Source organism: Micromonospora tarapacensis (genome assembly GCF_019697375.1).
GTDB lineage: Bacteria > Actinomycetota > Actinomycetes > Mycobacteriales > Micromonosporaceae > Micromonospora > Micromonospora tarapacensis.
Window position 1 is genome coordinate 1,386,016 of sequence record NZ_JAHCDI010000004.1, and the last position, 19,605, is coordinate 1,405,620.

The 19,605-nt window shown below is 70.2% G+C and carries 15 protein-coding genes and 2 pseudogenes; 10 read left to right on the forward strand and 7 right to left on the reverse strand.

All coding sequences use genetic code 11. From position 1 onward, the window contains the following. Positions 1 to 89 precede the first annotated feature (89 nt). Entirely contained in the window at positions 90 to 1,328 is a 1,239-nt protein-coding gene (gene mshC / locus KIF24_RS12255; protein WP_221084147.1) for a cysteine--1-D-myo-inosityl 2-amino-2-deoxy-alpha-D-glucopyranoside ligase, read from the forward strand. Positions 1,329 to 1,503: 175 nt separating this feature from the next. Here the strand turns inward: mshC and KIF24_RS12260 are convergent. Further along, positions 1,504 to 2,294: pseudogene (locus tag KIF24_RS12260) on the reverse strand (GntR family transcriptional regulator). A 158-nt stretch (positions 2,295 to 2,452) separates the two neighbouring features. Then, a complete protein-coding gene (locus tag KIF24_RS12265) occupies positions 2,453 to 3,322 on the reverse strand; it encodes a PAC2 family protein (protein ID WP_221084149.1) in 870 nt (289 codons plus the stop codon). 301 nt (positions 3,323 to 3,623) lie between these two features. Here KIF24_RS12265 and metH point away from each other — a divergent pair, with 301 nt between their 5' ends. After that, positions 3,624 to 7,139: a methionine synthase gene (gene metH / locus KIF24_RS12270; RefSeq protein WP_221084150.1), complete on the forward strand. Its 3,516-nt coding sequence runs from the start codon at positions 3,624 to 3,626 to the stop codon at positions 7,137 to 7,139. 43 nt (positions 7,140 to 7,182) lie between these two features. On the opposite strand, the gene KIF24_RS12275 is transcribed toward metH, so the two are convergent. Beyond that, positions 7,183 to 7,890, reverse strand: coding sequence for a tyrosine-type recombinase/integrase (locus KIF24_RS12275; RefSeq protein ID WP_221084151.1), 708 nt, complete (start codon positions 7,888 to 7,890; stop codon positions 7,183 to 7,185). A 7-nt stretch (positions 7,891 to 7,897) separates the two neighbouring features. Next, positions 7,898 to 8,242, reverse strand: coding sequence for a hypothetical protein (locus KIF24_RS12280; RefSeq protein WP_221084152.1), 345 nt, complete (start codon positions 8,240 to 8,242; stop codon positions 7,898 to 7,900). An 84-nt stretch (positions 8,243 to 8,326) separates the two neighbouring features. Between KIF24_RS12280 and KIF24_RS33910 the strand changes: the two are divergent. From KIF24_RS33910 to KIF24_RS12300, 4 genes and pseudogenes are all read left to right on the forward strand, one after another. Further along, positions 8,327 to 9,546, forward strand: a pseudogene (locus KIF24_RS33910) (helix-turn-helix domain-containing protein). 210 nt (positions 9,547 to 9,756) lie between these two features. Next, positions 9,757 to 9,906: a hypothetical protein gene (locus tag KIF24_RS12290; protein WP_221084153.1), complete on the forward strand. Its 150-nt coding sequence runs from the start codon at positions 9,757 to 9,759 to the stop codon at positions 9,904 to 9,906. Beyond that, the gene (locus tag KIF24_RS12295) at positions 9,903 to 10,232 is read left to right on the forward strand and encodes a hypothetical protein (RefSeq protein WP_230415519.1); all 330 of its coding nucleotides are present in this window, start codon (positions 9,903 to 9,905) and stop codon (positions 10,230 to 10,232) included. The genes KIF24_RS12290 and KIF24_RS12295 overlap by 4 nt, the downstream gene beginning before the upstream one ends. Positions 10,233 to 10,624: 392 nt before the next feature. After that, positions 10,625 to 11,095: an NUDIX domain-containing protein gene (locus KIF24_RS12300; protein ID WP_221084154.1), complete on the forward strand. Its 471-nt coding sequence runs from the start codon at positions 10,625 to 10,627 to the stop codon at positions 11,093 to 11,095. Here the strand turns inward: KIF24_RS12300 and KIF24_RS12305 are convergent. Both KIF24_RS12305 and KIF24_RS12310 read right to left on the reverse strand, forming a co-directional pair. Further along, on the reverse strand, positions 11,083 to 11,649 hold the full coding sequence (locus tag KIF24_RS12305) for an HD domain-containing protein (RefSeq protein WP_221084155.1): 567 nt from the start codon (positions 11,647 to 11,649) through the stop codon (positions 11,083 to 11,085). The two genes, KIF24_RS12300 and KIF24_RS12305, sit on opposite strands and share 13 nt — an antisense overlap. Before the next feature lie 627 nt (positions 11,650 to 12,276). After that, a complete protein-coding gene (locus tag KIF24_RS12310; RefSeq protein ID WP_221084156.1) occupies positions 12,277 to 13,740 on the reverse strand; it encodes a hypothetical protein in 1,464 nt (487 codons plus the stop codon). 955 nt (positions 13,741 to 14,695) lie between these two features. Between KIF24_RS12310 and KIF24_RS12315 the strand changes: the two genes are divergently transcribed. Continuing rightward, positions 14,696 to 15,703 (forward strand): helix-turn-helix domain-containing protein, encoded by a 1,008-nt coding sequence (locus tag KIF24_RS12315; RefSeq protein WP_221084157.1) that lies wholly within the window; start codon positions 14,696 to 14,698, stop codon positions 15,701 to 15,703. A gap of 228 nt (positions 15,704 to 15,931) precedes the next feature. Here the strand turns inward: KIF24_RS12315 and KIF24_RS12320 are convergent, their stop codons facing one another. Beyond that, positions 15,932 to 16,423: a MarR family winged helix-turn-helix transcriptional regulator gene (locus KIF24_RS12320; RefSeq protein WP_221084158.1), complete on the reverse strand. Its 492-nt coding sequence runs from the start codon at positions 16,421 to 16,423 to the stop codon at positions 15,932 to 15,934. Positions 16,424 to 16,615: 192 nt separating this feature from the next. On the opposite strand from KIF24_RS12320, the gene KIF24_RS12325 reads away from it, so the two are divergent. The 3 genes from KIF24_RS12325 (at position 16,616) to KIF24_RS12335 (ending at position 19,554) form a co-directional block, all read left to right on the forward strand. Further along, positions 16,616 to 17,647: an LLM class flavin-dependent oxidoreductase gene (locus tag KIF24_RS12325; RefSeq protein WP_221084159.1), complete on the forward strand. Its 1,032-nt coding sequence runs from the start codon at positions 16,616 to 16,618 to the stop codon at positions 17,645 to 17,647. Between the two features lie 27 nt (positions 17,648 to 17,674). After that, on the forward strand, positions 17,675 to 18,400 hold the full coding sequence (locus KIF24_RS12330) for an NADPH-dependent F420 reductase (protein ID WP_221084160.1): 726 nt from the start codon (positions 17,675 to 17,677) through the stop codon (positions 18,398 to 18,400). Positions 18,401 to 18,978: 578 nt separating this feature from the next. After that, complete coding sequence (locus KIF24_RS12335) at positions 18,979 to 19,554, forward strand: hypothetical protein (protein WP_221084161.1); 576 nt, start codon at positions 18,979 to 18,981, stop codon at positions 19,552 to 19,554. The last annotated feature ends 51 nt before the right edge of the window (positions 19,555 to 19,605 follow it).

The window sequence follows — 19,605 nt, forward strand, 5'->3', positions numbered from 1 at the left end:
CTGGGCCGGTCGGAGGGCGACGAAGCCTGTCGCGTTGATCACTCCCAGGCTGGCGTGACGCCGCCCGACGGCTGGTTAGGCTGACCGTCATGGACTCTTGGGTGGGGCACGAGGTGCCGCGGCTGCCGGGCAGGGGCGAGCCGCTGAGGTTGTTCGACTCGGCGCGCCAGGGTGTGCACCCGACCGATCCGGCCGGTCCGGCCACCATGTACGTCTGCGGCATCACTCCGTACGACGCGACCCACCTCGGCCACGCCGCCACCATGATCACCTTTGACCTGGCGCAGCGGATGTGGCGCGACGCGGGCCACGAGGTCCGGTACGTGCAGAACGTCACCGACATCGACGACCCGCTGCTGGAGCGGGCCGAGCGCGACGGTGAGGACTGGAAGGTCCTGGCGATGCGGGAGACGGCGCTGTTCCGCGAGGACATGGAGGCGCTGCGGATCATCCCGCCGGCCCACTACGTCGGCGCGGTCGAGTCGATCCCGGAGATCGCCGAGAAGGTGCTGGTGCTGCTCAAGGACGGTGCCGCGTACCGGCTGGACGACGGCACCGGCGACGTCTACTTCGACACGTGCGCCGCGCCGCGGTTCGGCTACGAGTCCAACCTGACCCGCGAGCAGATGCTGAAGATCTTTCCTGAGCGCGGCGGCGACCCGGACCGGGCCGGTAAGCGCGACCCGCTGGACCCGCTGTTGTGGCGCGGCGCCCGAGCGGACGAACCGTCCTGGCCCGGTGGCGACCTCGGCCCGGGCCGGCCGGGTTGGCACATCGAGTGCGCGGTGATCGCCCTGGGCCTGCTCGGGTCCACCGTCGACGTGCAGGGCGGCGGCAACGACCTGCTCTTCCCGCACCACGAGTGTTCCGCCGCGCACGCCGAGCGGCTGACCGGCGCGGCGCCGTTCGCCGGCCACTACGTGCACGCCGGCATGATCGGCCTGAACGGCGAGAAGATGTCCAAGTCCCGGGGCAACCTGGTCTTCGTCTCCCGGCTGCGCGCCGACCGGGTGGACCCGATGGCGGTCCGGCTGGCGCTGCTCTCCGGGCACTACCGCGCCGACCGATCCTGGACCGACGACCTGCTGACCACCGCGCTGGAGCGGCTGGGCCGCTGGCGTCGCGCCGCCGCGGCGCCCGCCGGCCCGTCGGGGCGGGCCTTCCTGGCCGCCGTACGCGAGCGCCTCACCGACGACCTCGACTCGCCCGGCGCACTCGCCCTGGCCGACACCTGGGCCGACCAGACCCTTTCCGGAGTGGCCGACGACCCGACCGCCCCACCCCTGTTCACCAACACCCTGGACGCCCTCCTAGGCCTCCGCCTCTAACTCCCCCCACCCCACCCCACCCCCACCCCCACCCCACCCCCACCGCACCCCCACCCGCGTCGATCATGCAGTTGTGGCGCCCCGGGTCGGGGTGGTTCGCGGACTATGTCCAGCACCACAACTGCATGATCGGCGGTGCGGAGGGTGGGGGCGGGGGCGGGGGAGGGAGGGGGAGTTAGCCGAGGATTAGGCCGGGGTCGGGGTGGGGGGTTTGGTGGGGGCGGGGATCTTGTACTCCTCGGTGAGTGTGGTGACCGGGCCGGGCCAGGTGGCCTGGGCGACCTCGATGGGCCTGCGGTGCGCGTCGTACGCCACGTGCAGCAGGTGCAGGACGGGGGTGTCCGGCCGGATCTGGAGGGTCTCCGACTCCTCCCGGCTGGGCTGGCGCGCGGTGATCGTGTCGGTGGCGGTCGCGTACCGCCGTCCGGTGGCCTCCTCGGCCTCCTGGTAGAGCGGGCGGCCGAACGCCTCGGTGCGTTCCAGCGAGGTGCCGGCGGCGTCGGCGGGCAGGAACCAGGAGGCACCCACCTCCACCGGGGAGTCCTCGGTGCGGACCAGGTGCCGGCGGCAGAGCAGCTCGGTGCCGTCGGCCACGCCGAACGCGTCGGCCACCTCCGGCGGCGCGGGGGAGCGGCCGACGGAGACGAGTTGCTGGCGGTACCGGGCGGCCAGGTCGGTGTGGTAGCCGCGGAAGCCGCCGTAACGTCCGCGGGAGAGCCGGTTGAGCCGCCGCCGGGTGCCGCGCACGTACGTACCGGAGCCCGGCTTGGTGATCAGGACGCCTTCGACCCGTAGTTGGTCGACGGCGCGTTGCACGGTCTGCTTCGCCACGCCGAACATCTCGGCGATGGCCGGGATCGACGGTAGCCGCTCGCCCGGCGCCCAGTCGCCTCGGCGGATCTGGGTTCTCAGCTGCGCGGCGATCTGCCGGTGCGGGAACTCGGCCACGCCCGGGTTGATCTGCATCCCCGGCCTCCTCGTCTCAGCTAGGTTCCTAGGATGCCCTACGTGGGGTGAGCCCGCCACCCCGAACCGCGTCCCGACACGCGGGTCAGATTCCGCCGGAGACGCGGCGAGACCCCGGCGGTCGTGCCCGGGGTCTCGGAACGGTAGTGCGGCGAGGGTTACCAGGAACCGGCGGTGGGGCCGGCCGATCCGCCGCGGCGGCGCAGATACTTCTCGAACTCCTGGGCGATCTCGTCCCCGGTCAACGGGGTGATGCCCGCGTCGCCGACCCGTTCCTCCAGCTCGCGGACGTACTCACCCAGTTCGGCGTCCTGCTCGGCGGCGCTGCGGACCCGCTGCTCCCATTCGGCCGCCTCCTCGGCGAGGTCGGCCATCGGCACCGGCAGGTCGAGCACCTCCTCGACCCGGTGCAGCAGTGCCAGGGTCGCCTTCGGGCAGGGCGGATTGTTGGCGTAGTGCGGCACGTGCACCCAGAACGAGACGGCGTCGACCTCGGCGCGGGTGCAGGCGTCGTGCAGCACGCCGACGATGCCGGTCGGCCCGTCGTAGCGGGTGGGGGTGAGCTGGTAGCGGCGCGCGGCGTCGGCGTCGGAGGCGCTGCCGCTGATCGGCAGCGGACGGGTGTAGGGCACGTCGGCCAGCAACGCGCCGAGCAGCACCACCCGTTCGACCTCCAGGCTGTGGCAGATCTCCAGCACCTGCTCGCAGAAGGTGCGCCAGCGCATGCTCGGCTCGATGCCGCGGATCAGCACCACGTCGCGGTCGGTGCCGGCCGGGCTGGCCACGGTGAACCTGGTCGTCGGCCACTCCACCCGCCGGGTGGCGCCGTCGGACATGGCGATGGTGGGCCGGCTGACCTGGAAGTCGTAGAAGTCCTCCGGGTCCAACTCGGTGATGGGCCGGGCCTCCCACACCTGCTCCAGGTGCTCGACCGCGGCGGTCGAGGCGTCGGCCGCGTCGTTCCACCCTTCGAAGGCGGCGATGGCGACCGGGGACCGCAGCACCGGCAGGCCGTCGAACTCGGTCACGCCGTCACCGCACCCTCGTCACCGGCGGCACGGGGACCGGCCCCGGACGTCCGCCCGCGGTGCATGGTGGTGTCGCTGTAGTCCTTCACATCAGTCAGCCTACGTGCCGTGCCTCGACGCGGCCCGCCGGCCGCGCCGGATCGGCCCGCCGCCCACGTCGGCCCGGCCGGCCGCCGCCACCGGCCGTGACGCCGCCAACCGGCATACCAGACGAAAGCGTGCACCGTGATCCCGATGACACATTGTGGGATGGGGTGGCGCGCGGGGATGCGGCCGGTCGATGCCGCACTAACCTGGGACCGTGCGGACTTCGTTGCTCGATGCGCTGGCAGACCGGATCCTCATCGCCGACGGGGCGATGGGGACGATGCTCCAGGCCGCCGACCTGACCCTGGACGACTTCGACGACCTCGAGGGCTGCAACGAGATCCTCAACGTCACCCGGCCCGAGGTCGTCCGCGGGGTGCACGAGGCGTATCTCGCGGCGGGCTCGGACTGCGTCGAGACCAACACCTTCGGTGCGAACCTCGCGAACCTGGCCGAGTACGACATCCAGCACCGGATCCGGGAGCTGTCCGAGGCCGGCGCCCGGATCGCGCGGGAGGCGGCCGACGCGTACAGCACGCCGGAGCGCCCCCGGTTCGTGCTCGGCTCGATCGGTCCGGGCACGAAGCTGCCCACCCTCGGCCACGCCGCGTACGCCACGCTTCGGGACGCGTACCAGGAGAACGCCGCCGGCCTGATCGAGGGCGGCGCGGACGCGCTGATCATCGAGACCTGTCAGGACCTGCTCCAGGTGAAGGCGGCGGTGGTCGGCTCGCACCGGGCGATGGCGGAGCTGGGCCGCAAGGTTCCGCTGATCTGCCACGTCACCGTGGAGACCACCGGCACGATGCTGCTGGGTAGCGAGATCGGGGCCGCGCTGACCGCGATCGAACCGCTCGGCGTCGACCTGATCGGGTTGAACTGCGCGACCGGGCCGGCGGAGATGAGCGAGCACCTGCGCTATCTCTCCCAGCACGCCCGGGTGCCGCTGTCGGTGATGCCGAACGCCGGCCTGCCGCAGCTCACCGCCGACGGTGCGGTCTACCCGTTGACCCCGGCGGAGTTGGCCGACGCGCTGGAGCGTTTCGTCACCGAGTACGGCGTCTCGCTGATCGGTGGCTGTTGCGGCACCACCCCGGAGCACATCGCGGTGCTCTCCGAACGGCTGCACGGCACCCGGCCGGGGCCGCGGGAGCCCCGCACCGACGCCGGTGTCTCGTCGATCTACCACCACGTGCCGTTCGCCCAGGACGCCAGCGTGCTGATGGTGGGGGAACGGACCAACGCCAACGGCTCCAAGGCGTTCCGGGACGCGATGCTCGCCGCCGACTGGCAGGCCTGCGTGGAGATCGCCCGCAGTCAGGCCCGGGATGGCTCGCACCTGCTGGACCTGTGCGTCGACTACGTCGGCCGCGACGGCACCACGGACATGCGCGAGCTGGCCGGCCGCTTCGCCACCGCCTCCACCCTGCCGATCATGCTCGACTCCACCGAGCCGGCGGTGATCGAGGCCGGGCTGGAGATGCTCGGCGGCCGGTGCGTGGTCAACTCGGTGAACTTCGAGGACGGCGACGGCCCCGACTCCCGCTACGCCCGGGTGATGCCGGTGGTCGCCGAGCACGGCGCCGCCGTGGTCGCGCTGCTCATCGACGAGGAGGGCCAGGCGCGTACGGCGGAGTGGAAGGTGCGCGTCGCCGAGCGGCTGATCGGCGACCTCACGGGCCGGTGGGGGCTGCGCCGGTCCGACATCCTCATCGACGCGCTGACGTTCCCGATCGCCACCGGGCAGGAGGAGACCCGCCGCGACGGCATCGAGACCATCGAGGCGATCCGGGAGATCGCCCGCCGCTGGCCGGGGGTGAACTTCACGGCCGGCATCTCGAACGTCTCGTTCGGGCTGAACCCGGCGGCCCGGCAGGTGCTCAACTCGGTCTTCCTGAACGAGTGCGTGCAGGCCGGGCTGACCTCGGCGATCGTGCACGCCAGCAAGATCCTGCCGATGTCCAAGATCCCCGACGAGCAGCGCACGGTCGCCCTCGACCTGATCTACGACCGCCGCAGCGAGGGCTATGACCCGGTGCAGCGGTTCATCCAGGTCTTCGAGGGCGTCGACGCCGCCTCGGCACGGGCCACCCGGGCCGAGGAGCTGGCCGCGCTGCCGCTGCACGAGCGGCTCAAGAGGCGGATCATCGACGGCGAGCGCAACGGCCTGGAGGCCGACCTGGAGGCGGCGATGGCCGCCGGCACGGCACCGCTGGCGATCATCAACGACATCCTGCTGGACGGCATGAAGGTCGTCGGCGAGTTGTTCGGCTCCGGGCAGATGCAGCTGCCGTTCGTGCTCCAGTCCGCCGAGGTGATGAAGACCGCGGTGGCATACCTCGAACCGCACATGGAGAAGGCCGACGACGGTGGCAAGGGCCGCATCGTTCTTGCCACGGTCAAGGGCGACGTGCACGACATCGGCAAGAACCTGGTCGACATCATCCTGTCGAACAACGGCTACGAGGTGGTGAACATCGGCATCAAGCAGCCGATCTCCGCCATCCTCGACGCGGCCGAGCAGCACCGCGCCGACGCGATCGGCATGTCCGGCCTGCTGGTCAAGAGCACGGTCATCATGAAGGAGAACCTCGCCGAGATGGCCACCCGGGGGGTCGCGGAACGCTGGCCGGTCCTGCTCGGCGGCGCGGCGCTGACCCGGGCGTACGTCGAGGACGACCTGCGGTCGGTCTTTCCCGGCCAGGTGCACTACGCCCGTGACGCCTTCGAGGGGCTGTCCCTGATGGACCGGGTGATGACCGCCAAGCGCGGCGGCGCCCCGGTGGTCGACGCCGAGCGGGAGACGGCCCTGGCGGCGCGGCGGGCCCGCCGGGAGCGGCAGCGCGCCGTGGTGGCCGAGTCACTGCCGGAGTTGCACGACGCCTCGGTGCGCTCCGACGTGGCCGTCGACGTGCCGGTGCCGACCGCGCCGTTCCTCGGCACCCGGGTCATCAAGGGGGTGCCGCTGGCGGACTACGCGGCGCTGCTGGACGAGCGGGCCACCTTCATGGGCCAGTGGGGGCTGCGCGGCGCGCGCGGCGGCAAGGGCCCGTCCTACGAGGAGCTGGTGGAGACCGAGGGCCGGCCCAGGCTGCGCTACTGGCTGGACCGGCTGATCTCCGACCAGGTGCTGGAGGCGGCCGTCGTGTACGGCTACTACCCCGCGTACGCCGAGGGCAACGACCTGGTGCTGCTGGACGAGAACGGCCACGCCGAGCGGGCTCGGTTCTCCTTCCCCCGGCAGCGGCAGGAGCGGCGGCTGTGCCTGGCCGACTTCTTCCGCCCGCGCGGCGAGGAGCTGGACGTGGTCGCGTTGCAGCTGGTCACCGTCGGCCAGCCGGTCAGCGAGTACGCGGCCAAGCTGTTCGCCCGCAACGAGTACCGCGACTACCTGGAGGTGCACGGGTTGTCCGTGCAGCTCACCGAGGCCCTCGCCGAGTACTGGCACAAGCGCGTCCGGGCCGAGCTGACCCTGCCCGACGGCCGTACCGTCGCCGACGACGATCCGACGGACCTGGCCGGCCTGCTGCGCACCGACTACCGGGGCTGCCGGTACGCGTTCGGCTACCCGGCCTGCCCGGACCTGGAGGACCGGGCGAAGATCGTGGAGCTGCTCGGCGCCGAGCGGATCGGCGTGCAGCTGTCGGAGGAGTTCCAGCTCATGCCCGAGCAGGCCACCGACGCCATCGTCGTCCACCACCCCGAGGCGAGCTACTTCAACGCCAAATAGACGGTGGAGGCCGGGAAGCCGGTCTGAGCTGGGCAAACATAGATTACGCATCCTTCGCGGGTCGCAAGCGGGGCACATTGCGCCGGAACGCGGCGTCGATCGCGCTCCGCGCCCGGTCGTCGTCGTCCGGCCACAGGTGGGCGTACTTCTTGAGCGTCTGAGACGGGTCGGCGTGTCCGAGCATCTTCGCGACCAACTTCGGACTGTGCCCGTCGCGGATCAGCAGCGAGGCGTAGAGGTGCCGGAGGTCGTGCATCGTCGCCTCTGGCAGGCCGACCGCCTGCCGGGCCGGCGCCCACACCTCGATGTTGAACGTGCTGCGGTGCAGCGGTTGCCCGTCGTCGACGAAGATGAACCGAGCCTTGCGCAGCATCACCGCCCCGCCGGTGGTCGGCTGGACCTGCTGGTCCACGACCAGTTCCTTGCGGAGAAAGGTCGACCTTCGGCACCTCCAGGCCGAAGATTCCGCCCTGCCGTAGGCCGGTGACCGCGTCCGCCTGATGAGGCGGCGATACCGGGTCGGCACTGCGGCGGCGAGCGCGTCGACCTGATCCAGCAGCAGCGGCACCACCTCATCGTGCGGCAGCTCGGGCAGCCTGATGCCGTCGCACGGTTCGTGGCCGATTATCCGGTCCCTCCCTGCCGCGCCGAAGATCGCGCGGACGGTCGCCCACGCTGGGCGCACCGAGGACGGAGCCAGGTCGAGGCCGGGCACGAACGCCTGCAACTCGCTGAGCCGGATTGCGGCCATCGGCCGGTCACCGAGGTGCGGGTAGACGTGCCGGTGAAGCGGCGACTTGGTCCGCATGGCGGTGTTCGGCCGGTGGACCTGGGCCGCCCCGCCACGCCTCGGCGTAGGAGCGGAACGTGACCTTGCCGGCCTTCGGGTCGATGTAGCTGCCGGTGTTGAGGCTGTGCTCGACCTCGACCTCGACCTCGACCTCGACCTCGGCGCGGTAGCGGTCGGCATCAACCTTCCGGGTGAACGACTTTTGCGCTGCTTGCCGCTTCGTCGCGCCACCGGCAGACGTAGCCGGGCCGGGCCGGAACCCGACCACCGGCCAGCCCACCACGCCGACCGCGGCTGCGGATGTGACGCCCATCCGGCGGGTACCGTCGACTGCGGACGGCCCGCGGGTTGTAGCGGTCGGCGGGCCGCCACCCAGACCGCTACCTGGGAGACGATCATGGAGCCCACGATCGGCGAGCACCTCGCCCGCATCCGCCGCCAGTCGACACTCACCCAAGAGCAGCTCGCCGAGCGGGCCGGGGTGTCCGTGGAGACGATCCGCAAGCTGGAGAGCGGGGCGCGCGCCTCCGCCCGCATGGCCACCCTGCACGCGCTCGCTCGCGCCCTGGACGTGCCCACCACCGCACTGCTCGGCGACACCTCGCAGGCCGCCGCCCGCCGCGAGCCCCACCACCGGCCGTTGTCCCTGGCGGAACTTCGTCGAGCCTTTACCCCCGCCCGCGGTCTGGGTGGCCCGATCGCCGCAGCGCGGGACGGGCTGCCGTCAACCGTGGATGCTGTGCGGGTGCGGCTGCGTGACGCTGATGCGGCGTATCACCGCGGCGACTACGCGGCGGCCCTGGTGGCGCTGCCCCGCCTGCTCGACGACGCCCGGCACACCGCCGAGGCCGCCGGTGCGCACGCCTACGCGACGCTCGCGCAGGCCCGTTACCTGGCCGGTGAGCTACTGATCCAGCTGCGCGCCGCAGACCTGGCGTACGCGGCCGTGGTGGCGGCCCTGGACGCCGCTGAGGCGGCCGGGGACCCGGTGCTGGGTGCGTCGACGGTCAAGGGTTCGTCGTGGCTGCTGCTGCGGCAGGGACGGCTGGCTGAGGCCGAGCAGGTGGCCATCGCCACCGCCGACGCCGTAGAGCCACGGCTACGGCGGGCCGACCCGGCGGAACTGGCGGTGTGGGGTGGCTGCTGCTGGCCGCTGCGGCGGCTGCCGCCCGGGACAACCGGCCGGACGACGCGGCGGCGCTGCTGGACTCGGCGGCAGCTGCGGCGGCCCGGCTCGCGGACCGGCCGGTGGGTGGCGGGCACCTGGCGATCCTCGGCGGGTTCCGGACGGCCCGGGTGGACATGATGCGGGTGGAGGCGGCGGCCGTGGCCGGTGATCCGGGCCGGGTGCTCCATCTGGCCGAGCGGGTGCCGGCCGGGGAGACGGTGGCCACGTCGTGGCAGCGTCACCGTCTGGACGTGGCGTGGGCGCACGCCGAACGACGCCGGTACGCCGACGCGACCGGGGTGCTGCTTGACCTCCGGGACCGGGCGCCGGCGTGGTTGCGGCACCAGCGGTACGCGCGGGACATCGTGCGGCAGATCGCCGCTGGTCGTCGGCGCGCGATGTCGGCGGAGTTGGCGGACCTGGCGACCTTGGTCGGCTACGCGTCCTGACCGGTACATCATGTACCAGTTGGGCCGCTGACCTGTGCTTCTAGTCATCGACGTCCCTGGTTGAAGTGCTGTCCAGCAGGGACGGTGGACAGGAGAGGCCGGCGTGGTCCCCCTGCGTCAGGCCCTCTGCGGCGGCGGCGGTGTCCATCGCGTCCCACCAGGTGCGGGGAACCCGCCGCCGCCTTCCGGACTCCGGCGGAGGTGGCGGCGGTGCGTACGTGGAACAGGTTTCGGCGGTGGCTGCGGCGGCGTACCGTCCCGCCGGTCGGCACCGGGCAACGGTCGCAGAGCGTCGAGCAGCAAGCGGCCCGGCAACGTCTGCTCGACCAGGCCCGCCGTAACGCCCGGTGGCCGGCATGACCGGGCGGTCGGTGTCGTACCGGGCGGCGATGGCCACTGAGGCGGTCAGGATCGGCCGTGCCGTCGACGCCCTACCCGCACGCCTGGGCGACCAGCACGTGCCGCTACGGCCCGCCTGGACGTGCGGCAGCTGCGAGCCGGACACACCCTGGCCGTGCGCCCCGGCGCGGGTACGGCTCGGCGAGCACTACGGCCGGGACCGGGTGGCCCTGTCGATGTTCGTGGGCGCGTTGTTGACGGCCGCCCTGGACGACCTACCGGCCGCCGACCCGGGCCGGCTCACCGTCAGGTTCACGGCCTGGACGCGGTGCGCCTGCAAGCAGTAGCCCTGCCGGTGGCAAGCCCGGCAGGGCTACTGCATCCGGCACGCCGGGACCCACCGGGGGGTGTCTACTCGGCATCCCCTCGCGCGCGGGGAGCGCTCAATCCTTCGGGCGAGCCGGATGGGCGTGGGTGTGGGTGCCGGCAGGATGATGCCAGTACACCCCTCTCTGACGGGTCCAGGCGGGACACGGCGTCGGTCAGCAGGTCGGACCGTAGGCGTTCGCCTTCGGGGCACCGGCCTTGAGCCGCTGCATGATCTGGTTTTCGGGACGGCACCGTGCCCTGCTCGTCGGCCAGGGCGCGGGCCGTTGGCAGCAACTCGTCTCCGACAGCTTCGACAGGGTTCTAGCCGCCTCGAAGTTTGAGCCGTGCGGTGAGGTGGCAGCCTAGGACCATGGCGAGGACCGAGCACTACCACGACCCGAGCGCACCGAAGGCCAACAGCATCGTCGTGGCCGTATCCGTCTTCGTCCGAGACGAGCAGGGCCGGGTGCTGCTCATCCAGCGCACGGACAACGGTCTGTGGTCCCTGCCCGGTGGCGGTCAGGAGATCGGCGAGTCGGTCGCGGAGACGGCGGTCCGGGAGACCTACGAGGAGACCGGCGTCCAGGTCGAGGTGACCGGAATCGTTGGCGTCTACTCAGACCCGGGCCATGTCGTCGGGTACTCAGACGGCGAGGTCCGACAGCAGTTCTCCCTCTGCTTCCGGGCTGTTCCCGTCAGCGGCACACCGACCCCGAGCGACGAGTCAAGCGCTGTCCGGTGGGTGGCCCGCGACGAGCTGGCCGCGCTCGATATCCACCCGTCAACCATGCTCCGCATCACCCACGGGTACGAGGAACGCGCAACGCCCTACATCGGCTGAGGGACGCTGCCGACGAGCCGGCGCTGAGTCCGCTGCACAGCGGCGACCATCTCCGGTTCCGCCCGGCCGATGAACCGGGTCACCAGGTGCTCCGGCCCGTACCGCGACCGGATCTCCGCCAGCCGTTCCAGAACCTCGAAGTCCTGCCCGTCAGGGCCGGTCGTCATATCCGAGAAGCAGAGGGCGTCAGTCACCGCAGTTTTCTCCCGAGGGAACTCGGCGGCCAGGACCTCACCGAGCCCACGTTCCTCGGCTTCCAACCAGGCGCAGGAGTGGTGAGCCACCAGAGCGGCGATCCGCTCGTCGTGCTTCTGGCGTCGCAGCCAGCGGCCACCATCCAGGGAGTGAAAGCCGGTGTCGACCAGGTCGGGACTGTAGCCCACGTCATGCATCCACGCCGACGCCACAAGAACCTCACGGTCCTCGATCGGCACCGCCGCGCTGATCCGGTCCGCCTTGGCGGCGACCGCCTGGACGTGACTCCAACGGCGGGGCAACGGTGTCTCAAGTAGGTGCCGCGCAACTTCCCGAGCGGCATCGACGAGGGCAGCCATGCCGCCCAGGGTACGGAGCACACTCGGTCCGCACCATCCCGTGTCCGTTGGCCGACGAGACGAGGCCGGCCGGCTGCCGGCGACGTGGTTCAAAGTTTCTGTACGTCTTCAAGGCGGCCCGCAACGGGCCGCACGCGCCGCCGCCTGGGCGAGCGTCCGTCGCTCCGCTGGCGCTCCGACTCCGGCCACGCAACACGCCCGGCGGCTGGCGCGGAAGCGGGTAGCCCATAGGGCCGCCGCAGAACGACAGGTGGCGTTGACCGGGTGGTGGTGGGCCGGCAGCCGGCCGGGCCGCGCGGCCACGAGCCCGCGCGGCGTAGGGAGCGCACACCGGGCGCGTCGGCGAGTTGGCGGCGGTCGCGGGGTTGCGGCTACTGCGCCTCCGGCGGGGGGCGCTCCGGCTCCAGGATGGCTGGGACTCCGTCGGCGGGTCGCGGTCCGTGGGTAGTTGCGGTAGGCCATCCCGCCTGCCCTCGACCCGGGCGAGCCGAGCAGACAACCGCCCGACCCGCCAGCGCCCGACCGGGCGTCAAGGCCGCCTTGACGTGGCGGGCCGGGCGGAGGCCCGCTCCCCAGCAGGGCGGGTCGAAGGCAAACGGGATGGCGAGTAGCCCGCTCGGGGGTGTTCTAGTTGTGCGTCAGTCGATTGAAGAGTTGATGTAGATAGCCGAACGCTTCGCCTGATGGGGGCGCGGAAAGCTCTTGCACCAGAGCTTTGAGATCGTCGTCATCGAGAGGAATGATGTACCCGCGATGGTCATGAGCCGTGTCGAGACACGATCTCCAGATCTTCTCCTTGTCTGTGTACCCGCGATACACCAGCAATCCGACTATGCCGCGGGAAGGGGAGAATCGTCCTTGAATCTGATCGAGGGCGGGATTATCGATTGGGCGGTTGTAGTTTTTGCATTCGATCATTATGTTGGCGGACGGATAGTGCATGCTAAGCCACTGAAAAAAACCATGCCGGGCGGCGTTGGTGTAGGTCAGATCAAGCCGCTTGCGCCCGTCGTGGAGTGGATGCTGCCGTTTGGGATGTACCAAGTGCGGGTAGAAAATGGCAGTAAAGAGATCCTGAATGCGTCGCTCATATAGATCTGCCTGCCTGCTTCCTGGCTCCACCTCGATCACCCGAGCAAGAAGATCCTCGGCTTCGCTTAGATCACCGCCAACTACTTCGGCGATCTCTTCGTTCTCAAGGATGCGACTGGGATTCGCTGCTTTTTGCTCCTTGTAGCTGGGGAGCATGTCTGGATTATCTGCTGAAACCGCAGAATTAATCCGCTTCTCTACCCCTGGGTTGTCTCGTCCGACGCCGAACTGCTCCTTATACTTCGCGTCCACATCTTTCTTGGTGACCGTAGGCCGACCACGCACCAGCTTAACCAGGCTCCCTGCGGCGTATTCTTGGGCGACCAGGAAGTTTAGTACCTGATGCCTATAGTAGTCGTTGGAATTCATGTGGAGCTTGCGCCGAACTATTTCTTTGGGGATCAGAATGAGCTTGGCTCCATTGGGGTTTGGCAAGGAAGTGTACTCCTCGTACCATTCTCCCTTGTTGGAGTTCCAAAGCGGGCCAGATGCTACACCCTCAGCTAAAGGTATATTGTGGTACTCGGAAGTCTCCTGCGTGTAGGAGATAAGCTGACGTCGAATGATGTTCGTAGTGATGTCAGAGATGCGGTCGCGATCGACACCTTCAATCAGAAGCGCTGTATCTTCCAGGTCCTGAATGAGGCCGGTGCGGACAGCTTTGCTGCTAGAAAGAGCTTGCCAGAAATCTCTGGCGAGTTCGTTGCCGACGCCGCTTCCATTCGACGGGCCACGAGAGAGTCCTAGGTGGGTCTCGTTGGGCTCCCTGAGATTGGAGAGGAGAGAGAGCGCGAGGTCGTTGTCGCCGTCGGTAATCGCATCAAGCACTCTTTGAAAGAACGACTGGATCGCCGATGCGCAACTATCCGCCCAAGGGCCCGACAATTGAGCTATGGCTCGTGGGTCAACGTAGAGGCGAACATCGTTGACGATATCTACGTCGACAAAATCGAGTTCCGACTGCCTCTTGCCTAATCTGTAGTACTCGGATACCCGCATGCCGCGCCCTTCCTCTTATCGCTGCGGAGCGTGGTCATGGAGTTTACGGCTTGAAGCGGCGAGTGATATCGCTCCAAGGTCCATGGCTGTGACTTGAATATGACCAACTCTGGCAAAACATACGAAAACTCGCCTGTCCGTTTGGCGGCGAGTCTGACTTCCGACAGGTGTAACGGCACCTACGGCCACCGCCAGAACCAAGATCATGCCGTTCTGAGGCCGTCGGAGGGCAACTTGCGCTGCCTACTGCTGACCATCAATGCCAGCCGTCACGGCAGCTCAACAGCCAAGTCGCCCGCTTTGTTCAACTACACCCCCGCCGTTGATCAATACAACGCCAAATAGACGGTGGAGGTCGGGCAACCGGTCTGAGCTGGGCGAGCATAGATCACGCCTCCTTGCTTGGGCGCACGGTGTGTACACCGGCTTCACGCCGGAAAGCAGCGCCGATCGCGACGCGCGGCCGCTGATCGTCGTCCGGCCACCAGTGCGAGTAGACCCGCAGGGGTGGTCGTCCTTCGGTGAGATGTACCGGCGGCAGCCGCGGTGACCAGCGGCCCCAGCCGGGCCGGCCGGCCTGTGGCCAGGTGGACCGCCCCGGCCGACCGGTCCCGCCGGTTCGCTACCCAAGGTGTACCCGCCGCTGGCGCATGCTCGTCTTCTCCCACGCGGTGTTCGTGTGATCGATGAAGCACGCCGCTCCGCCTCGGCCGCCCGTTGACGCTCATGCCAGCTATGAGCGGGTCCAGCTTGCGGTCGATCTTCACCAGGCCATCTTCCGCCGTACCGGGTGGTGGTGTCGCCTCGCCGTGGTGGTGTCGCCTCGCCGACATGGCCCGGAGCGCCTGTCAGCTGCTGTGGTGGCGTACCGGTGCCGGGTACCGTCGACTGTGGTGGCACGCCGGTTGTAGTGGTCGGCAGGGCCGCCGCGTAGACCGCTACCTGGGGAGCAGCGATGCCGCCACGCGCGCATACCCTCGTTGACCCGCGATTTCCTGCCGAACTGGCCCGGCTGCGCCGTGAGCGTGGCCTGTCGCTGCGGGAGCTAGCTCGGCAGGCGTTCGTCGGCAAATCCTACGTTCACGACCTTGAGGCGGGGCGTACCCGGCCGTCCCGGGATCTGGCCGCGCACCTGGACGACACGCTGCACGCCAGCGGGACGCTGGCCGCCATGGTGGTCGACGCCCCGGCCGTCACCACCCCCGACGACGATGACCGCCTGGCGTACGTGTTCGCCGAGCCATCCCGGCTCGACGGCACGGCGGTGCGGCTGATCGGCGATGTGCTGGCCGCTCAGCGTCGGCTCGACGACGTTCTGCCGGCACCGGTGACGCTGCCCGCCATGGTGGCGCAGTGGCACACCGCGCAGCAGCTGGCCGAGCGGGCCGCCGGGCCGCACGCCGCCGGGCTGCACGAGGTGGTCGCGGAGTGGACGCAGTTCGTGGGCTGGCTGCACGCTGAGGCTCGCAACGACGGTGAGGCGGTGCGGGTGCTCATCGAGGCCGCCAACCAGGCCGACGCCATCGACAGCGGGCCGATGGCCGCGCAGGTGGAAAACTTCCGCGGCTACCTCGAACGGCAGCGCGGCAACCCGAGAGGCATCGTGCGGCACTTTCTCGCCGCGTACCACACCCCCGGCGCGACGGCCCTACAGCGTGTCGGTGACGCCATTCAGGCCGCGCACGGCTGCGCGTTGCTCGGCGACCGAGACGCGGCGGTACGGCTGCTGGCTGAGGCGAGCGACCTCACCGAGGTGGCCGAGAACGAGCAGGCGCCGGTGCTGGCGTACTGGCTGACGCCGACGTTCTCCCGGATGGGGTTGGGCCTGGCCTATCTGGCGCTCGGCGACCACCCGGCCGGCATCGACAACCTGCGTACCGGCCTGGCTGGCCTGCCGGCGGACCAGCGCGACGCCGAGTGGACGCGGGAGTACCGCCACGCGCTCGCGGTCGCCACCGGTTGACCTGTCCGCCACCCGTTCCGGACAGCGTGCCGGACACGGCGCCCCTGACCTGGGCACACACCGTCACTGCGTGATGCCTGTGGGCGGCGGTGTTCCCCCGACGCCCGGTGGCCGATTTGACCGGGCAACCGGTGACGTACTGGGCTTCGGTGGTCGCTGAGACGGTCGCGATCGGCCGGGCAGTGGACGACGCCCTGCCCGCTCCCGGTCGGCTGCCGCGTCAAGCCGCTAGCTAGCGGTGGAGCCGAGGTGGGCGTGTAGCTTCGCGGCGATCTCGCCGGCGGCGGCGAGCTGTTCCGGGGTGAGCGCGTCGACGAAGAGTTTCCGGACGGCGCGCAGGTGCGGAACGGTGGCGCCGTGGAACGCCTGGGCGCCGGTGGGGGTGAGCACGATGTCGGCTCCGCGGCTGTCGTCGGCGGGCTCCTCGCGTCGGATCAGGGCGCGCCGCTGCATCCGGGCGAGGTGGTGGGAGAGGCGGCTGCGGGTCCAACCGGCGGCGTCGGCGAGTTGGGAGGAGCGCATCCGCTGCTCCGGGGCCTCGCTGAGGGCGAGCAGTACGACGTAGTCGGCGCGCGAGAGTGAGCAGTCGCGCTGGAGTTGGGACGCGAGCTGTTGCCGCAGGGTCTCGGCGGTCTCGATGTAGTCGCGCCAGATGCGTAGTTCCTCCGTGGTGGGCAGCTGGCGTCCGTGCCGCTGCGGTGCCGGTGTGTCCATCGTCATGCCGCACTCCCGATTGACGCGTCAACTAAATGATACGTTATTGACGCGTCAATCATCAGTTCGGGATGGGCGGCGCGAGTCACCGGCGGGGAATCGGGGAGGTGAGGGCCATGAGGCGCGAGACGTGCCGACTCGGGCTCGGCCGAGGTTGCCCCACGGTCCAGGAAGAGCTGCTCAGGAAGGAGTCTTCGTATGTCTGACGTGCTGTTCGGCCTCGACACCTTTGGTGACCTGCCCGAGGACGACTCCGGCGCGCTCCTGTCGCACGCCGCCGCCATCCGGCAGGTCGTCGACGAGGCGGTGCTGGCGGACGAGATCGGCGTCGACGCCATCGCCCTCGGCGAACACCACCGGCCGGAGTACTCGGTGTCGACGCCCGAGACGGTCTTGGCCGGTATCGCCACGCGGACCTCGCGGATCCGGCTCGGCTCCGGGGTGACCGTGCTGAGTTCGGACGACCCGGTCCGGGTGTTCCAGCGCTTCGCCACGGTGGACGCGCTGTCGCGCGGCCGTGCCGAGGTCATCCTCGGCCGCGGATCGTTCACCGAGTCCTTTCCGCTGTTCGGCTACGACCTGCGCGACTACGACGTGCTGTTCGAGGAGAAGCTCGACCTCTTCGTGAAGCTGCTCGACGAGACGCCGGTCACCTGGAAGGGCACCGTGCGTGCCCCGCTGGAGCAGGCCGACGTCTTTCCGAAGACGGAGTCGGGACGCCTGCCCACCTGGGTAGGGGTCGGCGGCTCGCCGCAGTCGGTCGTCCGCACCGCCCGGCACGGGCTGCCGCTCATGCTCGCCATCATCGGTGGCGCGCCCGAGCGTTTCGCCCCGTACATCGACCTGTACCGGCGGGCCGCCGAGCAACTCGGCACGACCGCGTACCCGGTCGGGATGCACTCGCCCGGCTTCGTCGCCGAGACCGACGAGGAGGCCAAGGAGGTCTTCTGGCCGCGCTACCGGGTGCTCCGGGACCGGATCGGCGCGCTGCGCGGTTGGCCACCGATCCACCGGGCGGAGTTCGACGCCGAGGTCGAGCGCGGTTCCCTGTACGTCGGTTCCCCGGAGACCGTCGCTCGGCGGGTCGCCGGGGCGATCCGCAGCCTCGGCGTCGGCCGGTTCGACCTGATCTACACGGCGGGATCGCAGCCGACCAGCGCCCGGCTGCGTGCCGTGGAACTCTACGGCACGAGGGTGATTCCCATGGTCCGCGACATTCTGGCCGGTTGACGCGGCATCGAAGCCCGGAGGGAAGACATGAACGACACCGGCCAGCCCGAACCCCGGGGCACCCTGGGCATCCTCGGTGCCGGCAAGGTGGGCACGGTGCTCGCCCGCCTCGCCCTCGCGGCCGGCTACCGGGTGTTGGTCGCCGGCTCCGGCGATCCCGCCAAGATCGCCCTCACCGTCGAGGTGCTGACCCCCGGCGCGGTCGCCACCACCGGCACCGACGCCGCGACCCGCGCCGACGTCGTGATTCTCGCGCTGCCGCTGGGCCGGTATCGCACCGTCCCCGCCGACGCGTTGCGCGGCAAGCTGGTCGTCGACGCGATGAACTACTGGTGGGAGGTCGACGGCATCCGGGACGACCTGACCGATCCGGGCACGTCGTCGAGTGAACTCGTCCAGGCGTTCCTGCCGGACTCGCGGGTGGTCAAGGCGTTCAACCACATGGGTTACCACGATCTTGAGGACGAGGCGCGGGCTGCCGGCCAGCCCGGACGAAAGGCCATCGCGATCGCCGGCGACGATGCCGTCGACCTCGCTGCCGTCGCCGCTCTCGTCGACGCCCTCGGCTTCGATCCCGTCGTCGCGGGCCCGCTCGCCGAGGGCGTCCGCCTGCAACCCGGTGCCGAGCTGTTCGGCGCCGACCTGCCCGCCGACGAGGTGCGGGCCCTGCTCGACCGCTTCCCCGAGTCACCGCACGGCAGAGCTGTTGCCGAGGCCCGCCGCGCCCGACCCGAGGCGGCCGGCCCGTCCTGACACACCGGCTGGCAACCGGGTGACGCCGATGCGGGACTGGGATGCCGCCGATCTGTGGCAGTCAGGCTGTTGCCGAGCCGGCGTGTCAGCTTGCTGTGCTGCCACGATTCCGGCTGGCAGCGGTGCTCCGCGCGTACGGCGGGCAGCCTCGGATCCCGCGCCAACCGCCCGTCGGCCGTCACCCGGTCGACCAGGGCCAGCCCCGCGTCGGGTCCCTCGGTCATCGCCACCGCGACGGCGTGGTTGAGCGCCACGAGGGGGGTGCCGTCGAGTTGCCGCAGCACGCCGTAGAGGGCCACGATCTGCGGCCAGTCGGTCTGTTCGGCGCTGGGCGCCTCGTCGTGCAGCGCGGCCACCTCCTGCGCCGACATCGCCGGCCTGCCCGGCCATCGCATCGTAGTCGCGCTGCGAGCCGTACAACATGATCATGTATTTCACGACTGCCTCCTCTCCTGCCGGTACCGCTCTGGTGCCCGGCCACCGGGGACGTCGGAGCCGGCTGTCCGTTCCGGACACGGTTCGCCAAGCTTTTCGGGCTACGAACGCCCCTCGCCGCAGGTCTGGCACAATCCGCCGTCATGACGATCTCTCGTGTCCCGGTGGTGCGCCGCGCGGTGGTTGGCGTCGCGCTGCCGGTGCTGCTGCTGACGGGCTGCGCCGACAGGGCGGCGCCGGCGGCTGAGCCGTCGTCCGGCCCGACCCGCACCGTGCCCGGCGATTTCTGCGATCGCCTCGACTACACAGTCGCCGTGCCGGCCTTCGTGAAGGCAATGCCGATCCCGGCGCAGGACGTCGACCGCGGTCCCGACGCCTCCTGTAGCAAGGGGTTCTTCAGCGGGGACGAGTTCGCCGGCGGGTTCGTCATGGTGAAGACGCAGACCTTCGACAGTGCGGCGCAGGCCCGTACCGCCTTCGAGCGCACCGCCGGGGGCGACGCGGCGGAACAGTTCGCGGGCGGCGCGGAGATCGTCGCCGACGAGGTGCGGTACCTACAGATCCGGGGTGACGCCAGGATCACGGTCCTGGACGCCAACGTGATGATGGAGATCCGGCTGGTCTCGCCGACCCCGGTCGGCGACGAGCAGGCGGCGGCGCTGCCGCCGTCGGCGGTGCGGGTCGCGGTGCAGGCGCTGGAACTGATCCGGGTGGCGTGACGGCCGTACCGTCGGGGTATACGGGATCGGGCAGTGCGGACGGGAGGGCTG

Coding starts and splice junctions, on each gene's coding strand:
- mshC (WP_221084147.1), top strand. CDS start 90: ATGGACTCTTGGGTGGGGCACGAGGTGCCGCGGCTGCCGGGCAGGGGC.
- KIF24_RS12275 (WP_221084151.1), bottom strand. CDS start 7,890: ATGGCCGCAATCCGGCTCAGCGAGTTGCAGGCGTTCGTGCCCGGCCTC.
- KIF24_RS12280 (WP_221084152.1), bottom strand. CDS start 8,242: ATGGGCGTCACATCCGCAGCCGCGGTCGGCGTGGTGGGCTGGCCGGTG.
- KIF24_RS12295 (WP_230415519.1), top strand. CDS start 9,903: ATGACCGGGCGGTCGGTGTCGTACCGGGCGGCGATGGCCACTGAGGCG.
- KIF24_RS12300 (WP_221084154.1), top strand. CDS start 10,625: ATGGCGAGGACCGAGCACTACCACGACCCGAGCGCACCGAAGGCCAAC.
- KIF24_RS12305 (WP_221084155.1), bottom strand. CDS start 11,649: ATGGCTGCCCTCGTCGATGCCGCTCGGGAAGTTGCGCGGCACCTACTT.
- KIF24_RS12310 (WP_221084156.1), bottom strand. CDS start 13,740: ATGCGGGTATCCGAGTACTACAGATTAGGCAAGAGGCAGTCGGAACTC.
- KIF24_RS12315 (WP_221084157.1), top strand. CDS start 14,696: ATGCCGCCACGCGCGCATACCCTCGTTGACCCGCGATTTCCTGCCGAA.
- KIF24_RS12320 (WP_221084158.1), bottom strand. CDS start 16,423: ATGACGATGGACACACCGGCACCGCAGCGGCACGGACGCCAGCTGCCC.
- KIF24_RS12325 (WP_221084159.1), top strand. CDS start 16,616: ATGTCTGACGTGCTGTTCGGCCTCGACACCTTTGGTGACCTGCCCGAG.
- KIF24_RS12330 (WP_221084160.1), top strand. CDS start 17,675: ATGAACGACACCGGCCAGCCCGAACCCCGGGGCACCCTGGGCATCCTC.
- KIF24_RS12335 (WP_221084161.1), top strand. CDS start 18,979: ATGACGATCTCTCGTGTCCCGGTGGTGCGCCGCGCGGTGGTTGGCGTC.